The following is a 12,597-nucleotide window of genomic DNA, read 5'->3' as shown; positions in this document are numbered from 1 at the left end:
ATCGGTTTTGCTAGAGTTAGCAATTTATAAAATAACGTGAAGACTACATAATTTTATAGGTAGTTTATCATCATGAAAGTAACGAATTTTGTTAAGTAAAGGAGATAGCTTTTCATGACACAAGCGAATTTTTTAACGGATATAAAACCATTCCTTCAAACGAATTGGGAAAAGGCAAATTTTCAAGAGCCAACTGCGGTTCAAATTAAAACAATTCCCCTTATTTTAGAAGGGAAAGATGTTATTGCTGAATCTCCAACTGGGACAGGAAAAACACTAGCATATGTACTACCACTGTTAAATAATATTGATGCAAATAAGAAGAATGCCCAAATCGTGATTCTTGCCCCTTCAAGGGAACTTGTTATGCAAATCTTTGATGAAATTAAAAAGTGGTCTGAAGGTAGCGGATTAACAAGCGCTTCTTTTATAGGTGGTGCAAATATTAAACGACAAGTTGAGAAGCTGAAAAAAAGCCCGCAAGTAATTGTCGGAACGCCAGGAAGAATTCATGAATTGATTAAAATGAAAAAGTTAAAAATGCATGAGGTGAAAACAATTGTATTAGATGAGGGGGATCAGCTACTCACTCCTGAACATAAAAATACAATGAAAGATATTATTAAAACAACACTGAATGAACGCCAAGTAGTGTTGTTTTCAGCTACCTTAAATGAAAGCACAGAATCAAAGGCGAGAGATCTTATGAAAGGTAATCCTGAGATCATAAAAGTTGGCTTAGAAGAAGTGCCTGTAGGTGATGTGGAGCATGTTTATCTTGTTTGTGAGCAGAGAGAAAAAATAACCATTTTAGAAAGATTAGCTAAAACAGTTCGAATGAAAGCTTTAGGGTTTGTGAAAGATATAGGCAGTCTTGATGTGCTCGCTGAAAAATTAGAGTTCAAGGGCGTTGATTTACACCTCTTGCACAGTGATACTAAAAAAGAAGAGAGAGAAGCTGCTTTAAAAAGCTTAAGAACAGATACACAAGGACTTCTTCTTGCAACAGATGTAGCTGCAAGAGGCTTAGATATCGTTGGGCTTTCTCATGTAATCCATTTTGACCTTCCAGCTAATGCATCACAGTATGTTCATCGTTCAGGAAGAACAGGGAGACAAGGGGCTTCAGGAACAGTTGTGTCAATTGTAACAGAACGAGAAGTAAGGGAATTGAAGAAATTGGCAAATGAGCTAGGTATAACTTTGAAAAAGAACAGATTATATAAAGGTGAATTAGTTGAAGCATAGGCTTGAATGGTCTGATATAATTTGTCAGACCTTCAAGCTTTTTTTATTGTTTAGAAAATTCTTAAATGCTTAAACTGTGGATAAGCGCACGACATCCAGCTCCAGCGCCTAGCTCATCTAGGGTCTAGCTAATTTAGAATTGAATTCAAAGAACGTCTTCTATTCTAAATTAGCTAATTTGCCAGAGGCTGTTCAAGGCGCTTGCGCTTTTGTGACAATAAAACACGCCACTCTATATGAGCAGCGTGCTTTCTAGAAACGTGGTGTAAGTTCTGAGTTGTAATAATACTTTATGTTGCATTGGCGATAGTTATACATGAAATTTTAAGAATTAATCATCTAATTCCATTCTTATATATTTTCGTGTATTTGGACCATAAATACCATCATCAGCTAGTGCTCTATACATTGATTGAAATCTTTTTACGGCATCTTCCGTATTTGGTCCGTAGATGCCATCGATTGATCCGGGATTAAAATTTATTTGTTTTAAAGCTCTTTGAATTTGTTTAACTGCATTTCCTTGATCTCCACGACGATAAACACCTGTTGGTAATGGGAAATCTGAGGCAGATACTCTTTGATGATTAACCTCTTGTAGTCGGTTTAAAGTAACGGGTCCAACCAAACCATCTATAGCCAGATTATTATCTCTTTGAAATTTCATTACAGCATTTTCAGTTTCTTCTCCGAATTTTCCATCTGCTCCAAATCTGGGAAGTCTGTAACCAGCTTTTATTAATTCTTGTTGAATATCACGAACAAAGGGACCGGAATCTCCTTCACCAATCGGTAATGTAACGGTTGTACCTTTAACAACTGAAGCAGGTGGTTTAGAAGTTTGTGGTTTTGAAAGTGCTGACGGTGCAGCAGGAGCTGATGGAATTGCTCCGTTGAAGTTCCGAAGTACTTCAACAACATCATCGATAAACATCGACCAGGAAATTCCGTGTGTTCTTAATATATTTATTGGATCTGTTCTTCTTGAGGGATCTAAAGTTGCGTGTGCAATAATATCTGATTTCGGATTTAGATTAAATCTATCACATAGATATGCGTGATACCAGACATAGCGATTGTAGGCTTGTTGAAAATTGATTTTCCCGCCGTGACACAATTCCACTCCGATGGCAGCATCGTTTGAATTAGCACCATATCGACTATTGTCACCTGGTACATTAGAACGAACATGCCAAGCCTTTTCGCTTAAAGGAATAATTTCAAGTATATATTTATCATCAATAAAGGTGTGTGCAGATGCGGAAGGTTGCTGATTATCGAAATAATTGCGATTACCATAAGCTGTAGAGCCTGGATTTCCAGTATCATGGCTGACAATAAAGCGTACAGTCCCAATACGTTGCCCAGACCGAGAATTACCAGTACGAATATAATCTCGAGTGATCTCGTATGCCAACTAATAAACACCCCTGTCATTTTATTAATACAAACCAATACGTTATAGATTATGAAAAAGGAGTATTTATTGTGAAAAATATGAACAATGTGAAAAGTTATTAACATTGTCCACAGCATATTAGGTTAGGGTGACAACGCTTATGGGATAAAATTGTGGATAAAATGAAAACGATTGCTGGAGATATTAACAAGTTATTAACAATATTCACAATTTTTAATTAAACTTATCCACATTTTCGACAATAGTTATTCACATAATAAAAAGGAGTGGGTTTTCCACTCCTTTTCTACACTATTATCACTTTCTGTTTGTTTGTTGACGTTGATTAGCAGCGTTAGCTCTAGCTTGAGCTTCCATATCTGCTTGGTCTGCGATCTCACGAGAGAATTCCTCGTCTACACCGTCTCTTTTTAAATTTTTGGGAGTTTGAGGAAGCGTTACTGAATTTTTATCACGAGCTTTATGATTATGTTGATGTCCACGACCCATGAAAAAGCCCTCCTTTGTTTGTTAAAGAATTTTTAAAATTCATTGTACAGTGGATGAGCGCTTGACATCCAGCTCCAGCGCCTAGCCCCTCTTGGGTCTAAGCCGCTCATGAATTGAAGGTAAAAAACACCTTCTATTCATGAGCGGCTTATTTGCCCGTGGCTGTTCAAGGCGCCCTGAGCTTTTGTACTTGTAACTGTCGTACAAGATTAGGATGGCTTTTTTTCATGATTTCATGTTGGAAGTTAGTGTCTTGATTTACTTATGTATCCACCAGCACGGTCAGCACTTTTAAACTCTCTAGAATAAGTAACTTCTTGCATACTAGATAGAGTACTTTTTGTCTTATCTCGCTTCTTTCTTTCTGATGCCAATGTAATCATCCTTCCAAAATATAGTATTCATCATTAGTTTTGACAAATGAGGGTGGATTCATACAAATTACCTCTTAGCTAAAAAATATTAAATCAATAAAATAGGTGAGATCAATGATCTCACCTGGCCTGGTATATTAAGCTTCTTTAAGCTGATTGTCATCCGCTTCTGAAGTTTGGTGGTACGTGTTGAATGTATAAAGGTCTTTTGTAATTTCAAATAAATTGAATAAATCTTCACCTTTGTTTATTTGCTCAAGTAAGCTTGCTCTTGTTTCATTAGCATTAACAACATACGGCAGTTTTGCGGCTGCTCTTGTTGAACGAACGTTTTGTTTACGTATTCGTAAGAAGATTGTTTCAATATCTAATTCATAAAATAATTCATGAAAAAAAGCATCCTTAGCAAGCTTATTATAGCCTTTTCCATGGTATGGCTTTCCTAACCACGTTCCTAAAAAGCCAGCGTTATCCTGGATATCAAACAAACTAATTGTTCCGATTGGAGAGCCCCATTCGTCTAAAATGGTACGTGAAATCAACTCACCACGTTCTTCAGCTTCAATTGTTTGTTTCGTTAAGAATAGATATTCCTCAAAAGAATTTGCTTTATGACGGACAAATGGGAAAACATCAGGGTGAACCATGTGATCATAAAGTGCATGACTATCATGAATATCACGTTTTTTTAGCATCTGGACCCCTCCAATATGAGGGCAGACTCCACGTGATATGGTCGTCTCCACCCTCGAAATTTTTTATAAAAACATTACCTTCAAAAAATTTCGGGGTGGGAATCGAACCCACTAGAACCAGTAAAGCTGGTGGCGCACCATTTGCCTTCCCATTACTAGATTTAATTGTTTTTTTAACTTGCTCCATGGAGTATAATACGTCATTTTAAATGAAAAAGATACTCCTTTTTTGTCGAATTTCAAAAAAAATAATTTATCGTAAAATAGTAGTTGATATTACTGAAATCCTACTATTTTAGTGGAAATTACGTACAGAAAAAAACGGTGCTAATCTTCTAATTTAATGCGTTAATCAAATATAGTAAATGGGCTTTTAAATTGAGATTCCTACCAACTAAAGGAACAAGTAGTATCTAGTTCTATACAATACCAAAATAACTTTTTGGTAATATTATCCTTTTGCGTCATAGACTACTTTTCCATCTATCATTGTTAATTGTGGTTTTGCAAGATAATGAAACGGGTGATAATTCCATATAACTAGATCTGCATCTTTTCCTACCTCAATACTACCAATTCGTTTATCGACCCTTAGATTACGTGCAGCAGCTATGGTAATTCCTTCTAGCGCTTTTTGTTCATCAAACCCTTCTCGAACTGCAATTGATGCGCAAATATTTAAGTATTGTATAGGAGTGTAAGGGTGATCGGTTGTAATTGACACCTCGACACCTCTTTCAGATAATGCTTGATAGGTTGACCAACTTTTATTCTTGAGTTCAATTTTCGACCTTCTAGTTAATGTAGGTCCAACACATACCTTTGCTTGCTTGCCTATTAATTCATCTGCAATTAAGTGCCCTTCAGTACAATGCTCAATTCTGTAGTCAAGTTCAAATTCTTCGGCGAAGCGTATAGCGCTCATAATATCATCTGCACGATGGGCGTGGATTCGAACCGGAATTTCACGTCGGAGAGCCTTCTTGATTGGAATTAATCGAAAATCCTCAGTTTCATCACTGTATTTCGCTTTGTAAAATGCTTCACGAAGCATACCCATAATTCCCATTCTTGTGATTGATTCTTTATTTCCATGACTATGCATCCGTTTTGGGTTCTCTCCCAAAGCAATCTTTAACCCAGCTGTTTCCTGGATAATCATATTTGCAACGTTTGCGCCGTAGGTTTTAATAACAGAAGTTGTGCCACCAATCACATTTGCACTTCCTGGCATTACATGAGCTGTCGTAATCCCGTATTTAATGGCATCCGTAAAAGCGGGATCAAGCGAATGAACACCATCAAGTGCACGAATATGGGGAGTTAGTGGTTCAATCGTTTCATTGGCATCATTCCCCGCCCAGCCTGTACCTTCGTCATATAAACCTAAATGGGTATGAACATCGATAAAGCCAGGAAATAATAGCTGATCCTTACAATTAATCACGATCGTATCTTCAGTACTTTCTAAATTCTTTCCAATTGCAACTATTTTCCCGTTTTCAACAAGTACATCTGTTTCGTACTTAACAGCAGAGGTAACAGGATAAACCGTTGCTTGTTTAAAAAGTGTTGAATTCATAACAATGTCAAGCTCCCATCAAGATTGTTTTTTTGTTTGGCTGTTTTCGCAAACTTTGTTGCTTTTAAAATAGTATTGGTTGGTTGATTGCAGCGAGAGGATGCTCGCTTTCCGTGGGGCGGGCGATGAGCCTCCTCAGCGCGAAGCGCCTGCGGGGTCTCATCTGTCCCGCTACTCCCACAGGAGTCTCGCATATCCATTCCAATCAACCTAATCAGTTTTGTTCAAAAACAACAATCTTTTAGAAAAGAGCCTTTTGTTTTGAGCATAAGACTTCTTTATTAACTGCGTAGAAGATTAACCAATGCTTTATCAAGAGTTGGAAATAAAAAGTGATAATGATGCTGTAGAGCCTTTTCAGGTATTACCTTTTGACCTTCTAAAATTAATATACTCATCTCACCTAATAATGTTTTTAAAGCAAAAGATGGTCCTCGCAACCAATTAGGTTTTTTTAAGACATCAGCTATTGTCTGACTAAATTCATTCATTCTAACTGGATTCGGTGCTGTAGCATTAATTGGACCAGAGATAGCAGGGGTGTGAATGATATAATCAATAAGTTTTACGAGATCGTCAATATGTATCCATGACATCCATTGCTGTCCTGATCCAAGATTTCCACCTGCAAATAATTTATAAGGAAAAACCATTTTAGGGAGGGCCCCTTGCTCACCTAAGACGATGCCGAATCTTGCGTATACTGTTCTTACGGATAAATCCGCAACTTTTGCGGCTTCTGATTCCCATTGCTGCACGGTCTTAGCGAGAAAATCAGTACCAATTTCCTTTGTTTGTTCTGTAAATGTTTTTTCTAATGATGTACCATAAATGCCAATTGCACTTGCGTTAATAAACACAGAAGGCTTATTTGGAATACTTTTAATCATAGAATAGATCGCATTAGTTGAACTAATTCTGCTCTCGACTATTTCTTTTTTAGCTTTTTCAGTCCAGCGGTCATTTATTGATTTTCCTGTTAAATTTATGACAGCATCTACACCATCCAAATTAGCAGACGGTTTTGCTGAATCAGTTAACCATTTAACAAAATGGAGGTTTTTTTCTGAAGAAGTTATTTCACTTCGTGTTAAAATAAAGACATCGTGACCTTTAGATAAAAAATGACGAGTTAAGTGCTTTCCAATAAAACCGGTGCCACCGGCTATGGCAATTTTCAATTTGATCACTTCCTTTGGAATAGCTCTATTACTTATATACCCTTTTTATGAAAAATCTCCTCTTTTTAATATATTTTTAAAACGATTAGTAGGTGAGAATATGGCTATTATTACAAAAATCACTGCGCAAAAGCATTCTGATGATCGATTAAATATTTTTTTAGATGATGGAACGGGAGAAAAATATGCTTTTAGTGTAGATCAAGATGTGTTTATTAAATACAATCTTCAAAAAGGAAAAGAACTTGATGAATTTGATATTAATGAAATCCAATATGGTGATGAAATTAAAAAGGCATATAATAAAGCTTTAGAATTTTTAAGTTATCGGATGCGCTCTATAAAAGAAGTGGAGGATCACTTACAAAAAAAGGAATATAACGATGCGATTATTCAAGAGGTCATATTTAAGCTTAAGGAATATCGCTATGTTGATGATCTTGAATTTGCTTTAGCTTATGTCAGAACACAGTGGCAAACGAATGGAAAAGGGCCAAGTGTGATAAAGCGAGAGATGGCAGGTAAAGGAATCGAACAAGCATTTATCGAACAAGCCCTTATTCAATATACGCAAGCTGCTCAAATTGAAGAGGCAGTTAACCATGCTGAAAAGGTATTGAAAAAAAATAATAAGCTATCGAGTGTGCAGCTAAAGCAAAAATTAGAGCAGCATCTGATGAGGAAGGGCTTTTCTTATGATATTATTTCAATTGCATTAGAAGAAGTGAATGTAGAGCAGGAAGAATCAGAGGAATGGGCTGCATTACTAAAACACGCAGAAAAGGCTAAAAAGAAATACCAAAATGAGGATTCATATCACTATAAACTGAAGATGAAACAATTTTTATTTCGTAAAGGGTTTTCCGTTGAAATAATTGATCAATATTTAGACGAAGAATAATTATATGACTAGGGGAAATTACAGTGAATAATAAACGATATAGTGAAATGACTGAATATGAACTAAAGAACGAAATTGCGTCCCTTAAGGAAAAGGCGAGAAAAGCAGAACAGCTTGGAATTGTTAACGAATTTGCTGTTTTAGAGCGTAAAATTTCAATGGCAAAATCTTATTTATTGGATCCAACCAATTATAAACCAGAAGAAATATATGAAGTGGAAGGTGCACCTGGAGAATCATTTAAAATTTCGTATATGAATGGAATTTTTGCATGGGGTTATCGTCTGTCAACACCAAATGTTGAGGAAGCATTGCCAATTTCAATGTTAATTAAGGACTGACAAGCATATAAGCTGTCAGTCCAAACTTACAAGTTAAGATTGTTTTCTTGTTTGTCTTTTTAGAATGATGAGGTCTTGAGATTGTTGGGTTTGACCATTTACTTGAGCGTGGGCATGTTTTGGATTAGCCCAGGGCTGATTAAATGGATTAGAATACAAATTGTCATAGAATCTTTTCTTTGTACCCATTAGGAAGCACCTCCACAAGTTTTAGCGTATTAAGAGTAAGGGTTTTCTCGATTTCCAGAAGCTCTCATCCGTTCTTGTGGATGAGTGTTAATGGTACCGTCTGCTCGTTTAGAAGCATATTCAGCTTTAGCTCTTGGTTCGCCTTCAAACTTGTTGTTGCTCATATTAGGAAATCCTGCTTCTTTGTTACGCAACACAATCCCCTCCAAGTCATCATTCATTAGCTTCCTAAAAAGAAGCGTACTAATAGTATGGGTGCTTTTGATTAAAATATAAGTAACGATTCCTTCCTAGAGGTGAGAATAATGGAAATATATTTTGAACGATTAACGAATGAGTTGTTAAGTAAAAACACAAGCCTTTCATATGCACAAGCAAGAACGTGGATTGAATTATTTTGGGAAGACTTTGAATCAACACAAGCTAGAACTGGTAGAGAATATCGTGGTAAAGAAGTGACCGAACAGGTAGTTAGACAATTAATTTCTCATTATGGTGACAAGCTTCATGAATTTATCGCCACAAATCCAAAATATAGTCATTTGTTGAATAATGAAGATTATTTAAAGCATTAATTAAACGTTTGTTTAAATAAAAAAGGCTGGCTCATGAGTTATGAATCCAGCCTTTTTCTTGGTTTTGGGAACTGTAATAATCTGCATCACAAAAAGCGTAAGTAACTGAACCAAAGTCGCTTATGCTTTTGTTCATTCAGGTATGAGCTCCAGCTTTTTACGAAGCTTTTCTTCGCTAAATATCCAGCCTGTATAGGAGCTTACGATGTTTAGTTCTTGATCGAGCTGTACAATTGCAACGAAAGGATAATACCCTTTACTTCTGTATCGTAAGTCAATAAAACGTACCTCATAATGATCTGTATACTCATCGACTTCCCACCGATAAACTGGGGAAAAGGATAAAAATGCTGATATGTTGTCATCTTGCTCTGCGGCTCTGATTACATCTGTCTGTGGGACAGGTATTCGTTCAAATTCATCAAGGAACATAATTTCACCATCAACAGCTCTTGCTACATGGAAGCTTGTATCGGTCATAATTGCAATATGCCATCTACGAAACCTCATTGTTGGTGAGATAATAACTTGTTCGATTTGAGGTACTAGCTTGTGTAAACGATGAATAATCCTTCGTTGCATAGAAAATCGAATAATATAGTACCCAATCAATATGATATAAACACTTAAAAATGTGTAACCAGGATGACCACCGATTAACCAAATCGCTATGCCAACTAAGTGAGCAACAAAGATAAATGGGTCAAATGTGTTTATGATGCCTAATGCAATCCATTTCTTCGTAAATGGCCTTAGTGCCTGGGTACCATAAGCATTAAAAATATCAACAAAAACATGGAGCACAATCGCGAGTAGTGTCCACAGCCATAAATGAAGCAAATTGCTTTCAGGAATAAATATCGTTATCATCCCTGTAATTAAAAAAGACCAAATAAAAATTGCAGGGATGGAATGAGTAATTCCACGATGATTTCGGATATACTTTGCGTTATTTCTAAGTTTTAAAATGGTATCTAAGTCGGGTGCTTGAGAGCCGAAGATCGCCCCAAGCATGACTGCATGTGCTGTCGGATTATCGACTCCTATAGCGGGATCTAATGTTGCTAATCCTCCTAATGCAATTCCCATGACGACATGTGTTCCAGTATCCAACGAAATGTACCTCCTTGTTTTTACTCGAAAGGAGTTTTTTTTTAATTACTAAGGAATTTATATGTCATAATACTGTCCAATGTGTTCAATTCTTATTACTTTTAAACATAAAGGCTTTATTAATATTTAGTCTTATACTATCCTGATAAAAGTGAAACTGCAAAAATAGAAGCAAACTATTTATATTCTATTTTCCCGATTATTAAGGAAATTAACATCCGGAGGAAAATTCACATGGATAACGATTTACAAAATAAACTCAGAAGCTTTTCAATACATGTATTTCAAGATGATTTGATTAACTGGTATTTGACTGAAAAAAGGGATTTGCCATGGCGTAAGGATCAAGATCCTTACAAGGTATGGGTTTCAGAAATAATGCTTCAACAAACTAGAGTTGATACAGTTATCCCTTATTTTACTTCATTTATCGAAAAATTTCCCACAATAGAAGCATTAGCTGATGCCAATGAAGAGGAAGTGCTAAAAGCTTGGGAGGGGCTTGGTTACTATTCCCGAGTACGTAATCTCCAATCAGCTGTTAAAGAGGTAAAAGAAAGTTATGGTGGTGTGGTTCCAAATTCTCCACACGAAATATCAAAACTAAAAGGCGTCGGACCTTATACTAAAGGGGCGATTTTAAGTATTGCTTATAACATACCTGAGCCTGCTGTTGATGGGAACGTTATGAGAGTTCTTTCGAGAATATTATCGATTTGGGAAGATATTGCTAAGCCGAAAACAAGAAAGACTTTTGAGGATGTCACCTATGAGTTAATTTCAAGAGATGATCCTTCTTCTTTTAATCAAGCACTTATGGAGCTAGGGGCATTAATATGTACACCAACTTCTCCCTCTTGTTTACTTTGTCCAGTTCGAGAGCATTGTACTGCTTTTGAAGAAGGTGTTCAAGCTGAATTACCGATTAAAAGTAAGAAAAAGAAGCCAAAACCATTACAAATGGCCGCAGCAGTTTTACATGATTCAGATGGAAATCTCTATATTCATAAACGACCATCTACAGGCTTGCTTGCAAATTTGTGGGAGCATCCGAACTTTGAAATAGTAGCAACAACAGGAAAAACTTATCGTGAACAGTTAGCTGATTATTTACAAACAGAATATGAAGCAAAGGTTGTGTTATCTGAATTAGCAGGTACGGTGGAACATATTTTTTCTCATTTGATCTGGAATATCTCTATTTTCATTGCAGAAGTAAAGAATAGTCCGAACGAAAATCTAGTTGCAGTATCACCAGAAGAATTGAGCAAGTTTGCTTTTCCAGTATCACATCAGAAAATTTATCAAATTTATAAGGGGCAGAACAAGGCCTGACCCCTAAAAAATCAATCATATTGTGTTCTTGTCCCTTGGGTATAAGTGGCTTCACTTCTGTTAAGACCGCCACGGGAAGTTATTTCTTGTACAATTTCTCGATGAATTGTTTGTCCTTCTACGTTCAAGTAAGGTACAACCTGTTGAAGAGAGTGATGGAAAAAAGCAAGTTCTTCATCCTTCCACTCTTTCTTTGACATCATGGATAGTTCAGTCATATCACGGCCTACGTACATGGGTATCCTCCTTATGAAATGGACGATGTTCGTTAAAGTTATTAGGAGAAAAAACACCCCTAAATAGTAGTTTCACTATAGTATCTGATACAATAAATTCATCTATACGATTTATTACATATAAGGAGCTGACAAAATGAGCCAAGAGAATAAAGTAGCACTCATTACAGGGAGTAGCCGTGGGATTGGTAAGGCGGTTGCTATACGTTTAGCTGAGAAAGGCTATGACATCATTGTTAATTATGCACGTAGTAAAACAGCAGCGTTAGAAGTAGTAGAAGAAATTGAGAAGCTTGGTGTTAAAGCTATTGCTATAAAAGCAAATGTTGGAAAGCCAGAAAAAATCAAAGAGCTCTTCGCACAAATCGATGAGCAGTTTGGAAGACTCGATGTTTTTGTCAATAATGCCGCTTCAGGTGTGCAAAAGCCTGCCATGGAGCTTGAAGAAAACCATTGGGATTGGACAATGAATATTAACAGTAAGGCACTTCTTTTCTGTGCGCAAGAGGCAGCAAAGCTTATGGAGAGAAATGGCGGAGGATTTATTGTTAGCACAAGCTCGCTTGGTTCTATTCGCTATCTGGAAAATTACACAACTGTTGGTGTTTCTAAGGCTGCACTTGAAGCACTTACAAGATATTTAGCTGTAGAATTGTCTCCTAAAAATATAATTGTAAATGCAGTTTCTGGTGGTGCAGTTGACACTGATGCACTTAAGCATTTCCCAAATCGAGATGAACTTTTAGAGGATGCAAGAAAAAATACTCCAGCAGGCAGAATGGTTGAAATTGAAGATATAGTAAATGCAATTGAGTTTCTTTTAACTGAAAAAGCATCCATGGTAAGAGGGCAAACCCTAATAGTAGATGGTGGTCGTTCGTTACTCGTTTAATTTTTTAAAAAAAATTTTAAATTTCT

General features: G+C 36.4%; 16 protein-coding genes and 1 pseudogene. 6 read left to right on the top strand and 11 right to left on the bottom strand.

Annotated elements, in window-relative coordinates; all coding sequences use genetic code 11:
• Positions 1 to 114: 114 nt before the first annotated feature.
• Positions 115 to 1,248 (top strand): DEAD/DEAH box helicase, encoded by a 1,134-nt coding sequence (locus WCV66_RS00715; protein WP_066328454.1) that lies wholly within the window; start codon positions 115 to 117, stop codon positions 1,246 to 1,248.
• Positions 1,249 to 1,579: 331 nt separating this feature from the next.
• Here WCV66_RS00715 and WCV66_RS00710 read toward each other — a convergent pair whose 3' ends face one another.
• From WCV66_RS00710 to WCV66_RS00680, 7 genes and pseudogenes are all read right to left on the bottom strand, one after another.
• Positions 1,580 to 1,987, bottom strand: coding sequence for a peptidoglycan-binding domain-containing protein (locus tag WCV66_RS00710; RefSeq protein WP_413789649.1), 408 nt, complete (start codon positions 1,985 to 1,987; stop codon positions 1,580 to 1,582).
• Positions 1,988 to 2,143: 156 nt separating this feature from the next.
• Positions 2,144 to 2,665: pseudogene (locus tag WCV66_RS00705) on the bottom strand (N-acetylmuramoyl-L-alanine amidase family protein); the annotation flags it as partial.
• A gap of 300 nt (positions 2,666 to 2,965) precedes the next feature.
• Positions 2,966 to 3,157 (bottom strand): YfhD family protein, encoded by a 192-nt coding sequence (locus WCV66_RS00700; protein ID WP_066335972.1) that lies wholly within the window; start codon positions 3,155 to 3,157, stop codon positions 2,966 to 2,968.
• A gap of 245 nt (positions 3,158 to 3,402) precedes the next feature.
• Complete coding sequence (locus WCV66_RS00695) at positions 3,403 to 3,531, bottom strand: YfhE family protein (RefSeq protein ID WP_232329061.1); 129 nt, start codon at positions 3,529 to 3,531, stop codon at positions 3,403 to 3,405.
• A 137-nt stretch (positions 3,532 to 3,668) separates the two neighbouring features.
• Positions 3,669 to 4,226 (bottom strand): GNAT family N-acetyltransferase, encoded by a 558-nt coding sequence (locus tag WCV66_RS00690; protein ID WP_066335975.1) that lies wholly within the window; start codon positions 4,224 to 4,226, stop codon positions 3,669 to 3,671.
• Positions 4,227 to 4,677: 451 nt separating this feature from the next.
• Complete coding sequence (locus WCV66_RS00685; RefSeq protein ID WP_066335983.1) at positions 4,678 to 5,808, bottom strand: amidohydrolase; 1,131 nt, start codon at positions 5,806 to 5,808, stop codon at positions 4,678 to 4,680.
• Positions 5,809 to 6,089: 281 nt separating this feature from the next.
• Positions 6,090 to 6,989: a TIGR01777 family oxidoreductase gene (locus WCV66_RS00680; RefSeq protein WP_338787609.1), complete on the bottom strand. Its 900-nt coding sequence runs from the start codon at positions 6,987 to 6,989 to the stop codon at positions 6,090 to 6,092.
• Positions 6,990 to 7,089: 100 nt separating this feature from the next.
• Between WCV66_RS00680 and recX the strand changes: the two genes are divergently transcribed.
• Both recX and WCV66_RS00670 read left to right on the top strand, forming a co-directional pair.
• On the top strand, positions 7,090 to 7,890 hold the full coding sequence (recX, locus tag WCV66_RS00675; RefSeq protein ID WP_338787608.1) for a recombination regulator RecX: 801 nt from the start codon (positions 7,090 to 7,092) through the stop codon (positions 7,888 to 7,890).
• Between the two features lie 23 nt (positions 7,891 to 7,913).
• Positions 7,914 to 8,231 (top strand): YfhH family protein, encoded by a 318-nt coding sequence (locus WCV66_RS00670; protein ID WP_338787607.1) that lies wholly within the window; start codon positions 7,914 to 7,916, stop codon positions 8,229 to 8,231.
• 33 nt (positions 8,232 to 8,264) lie between these two features.
• Here WCV66_RS00670 and WCV66_RS00665 read toward each other — a convergent pair whose 3' ends face one another.
• Together WCV66_RS00665 and WCV66_RS00660 are read right to left on the bottom strand one after the other, a co-directional pair.
• Positions 8,265 to 8,420: a YpzG family protein gene (locus WCV66_RS00665; RefSeq protein ID WP_083964705.1), complete on the bottom strand. Its 156-nt coding sequence runs from the start codon at positions 8,418 to 8,420 to the stop codon at positions 8,265 to 8,267.
• 29 nt (positions 8,421 to 8,449) lie between these two features.
• Positions 8,450 to 8,614, bottom strand: coding sequence for a small, acid-soluble spore protein K (locus tag WCV66_RS00660; RefSeq protein WP_338787606.1), 165 nt, complete (start codon positions 8,612 to 8,614; stop codon positions 8,450 to 8,452).
• A gap of 111 nt (positions 8,615 to 8,725) precedes the next feature.
• On the opposite strand from WCV66_RS00660, the gene WCV66_RS00655 reads away from it, so the two are divergent.
• Positions 8,726 to 8,995 carry a YfhJ family protein gene (locus tag WCV66_RS00655; protein ID WP_338787605.1) on the top strand — a complete coding sequence of 90 codons (270 nt, stop codon included), beginning with the start codon at positions 8,726 to 8,728 and terminating at the stop codon, positions 8,993 to 8,995.
• Between the two features lie 132 nt (positions 8,996 to 9,127).
• Here WCV66_RS00655 and WCV66_RS00650 read toward each other — a convergent pair whose 3' ends face one another.
• Positions 9,128 to 10,108 (bottom strand): metal-dependent hydrolase, encoded by a 981-nt coding sequence (locus tag WCV66_RS00650; protein WP_066335998.1) that lies wholly within the window; start codon positions 10,106 to 10,108, stop codon positions 9,128 to 9,130.
• Between the two features lie 234 nt (positions 10,109 to 10,342).
• Here WCV66_RS00650 and mutY point away from each other — a divergent pair, with 234 nt between their 5' ends.
• Positions 10,343 to 11,443, top strand: coding sequence for an A/G-specific adenine glycosylase (mutY, locus tag WCV66_RS00645; protein ID WP_338787604.1), 1,101 nt, complete (start codon positions 10,343 to 10,345; stop codon positions 11,441 to 11,443).
• Positions 11,444 to 11,454: 11 nt separating this feature from the next.
• Here mutY and WCV66_RS00640 read toward each other — a convergent pair whose 3' ends face one another.
• The gene (locus WCV66_RS00640) at positions 11,455 to 11,679 is read right to left on the bottom strand and encodes a cytosolic protein (protein WP_066336008.1); all 225 of its coding nucleotides are present in this window, start codon (positions 11,677 to 11,679) and stop codon (positions 11,455 to 11,457) included.
• A gap of 136 nt (positions 11,680 to 11,815) precedes the next feature.
• On the opposite strand from WCV66_RS00640, the gene fabL reads away from it, so the two are divergent.
• Entirely contained in the window at positions 11,816 to 12,571 is a 756-nt protein-coding gene (gene fabL / locus WCV66_RS00635; RefSeq protein WP_338787603.1) for an enoyl-[acyl-carrier-protein] reductase FabL, read from the top strand.
• The last annotated feature ends 26 nt before the right edge of the window (positions 12,572 to 12,597 follow it).

Origin of the sequence: Metabacillus rhizosphaerae (genome assembly GCF_037201795.1) — a bacterium.
In the GTDB taxonomy this organism is placed as follows: Bacteria; Bacillota; Bacilli; order Bacillales; family Bacillaceae; genus Metabacillus; species Metabacillus rhizosphaerae.
This window is presented reverse-complemented; position numbering and strand designations above follow the sequence as displayed.

Bases quoted from the DNA above. Each gene is read 5' to 3' on its own strand.
- WCV66_RS00715 (WP_066328454.1), top strand. From the start codon at position 115: ATGACACAAGCGAATTTTTTAACGGATATAAAACCATTCCTTCAAACG.
- WCV66_RS00700 (WP_066335972.1), bottom strand. From the start codon at position 3,157: ATGGGTCGTGGACATCAACATAATCATAAAGCTCGTGATAAAAATTCA.
- WCV66_RS00690 (WP_066335975.1), bottom strand. From the start codon at position 4,226: ATGCTAAAAAAACGTGATATTCATGATAGTCATGCACTTTATGATCAC.
- WCV66_RS00685 (WP_066335983.1), bottom strand. From the start codon at position 5,808: ATGAATTCAACACTTTTTAAACAAGCAACGGTTTATCCTGTTACCTCT.
- recX (WP_338787608.1), top strand. From the start codon at position 7,090: ATGGCTATTATTACAAAAATCACTGCGCAAAAGCATTCTGATGATCGA.
- WCV66_RS00665 (WP_083964705.1), bottom strand. From the start codon at position 8,420: ATGGGTACAAAGAAAAGATTCTATGACAATTTGTATTCTAATCCATTT.
- WCV66_RS00655 (WP_338787605.1), top strand. From the start codon at position 8,726: ATGGAAATATATTTTGAACGATTAACGAATGAGTTGTTAAGTAAAAAC.
- mutY (WP_338787604.1), top strand. From the start codon at position 10,343: ATGGATAACGATTTACAAAATAAACTCAGAAGCTTTTCAATACATGTA.
- WCV66_RS00640 (WP_066336008.1), bottom strand. From the start codon at position 11,679: ATGTACGTAGGCCGTGATATGACTGAACTATCCATGATGTCAAAGAAA.
- fabL (WP_338787603.1), top strand. From the start codon at position 11,816: ATGAGCCAAGAGAATAAAGTAGCACTCATTACAGGGAGTAGCCGTGGG.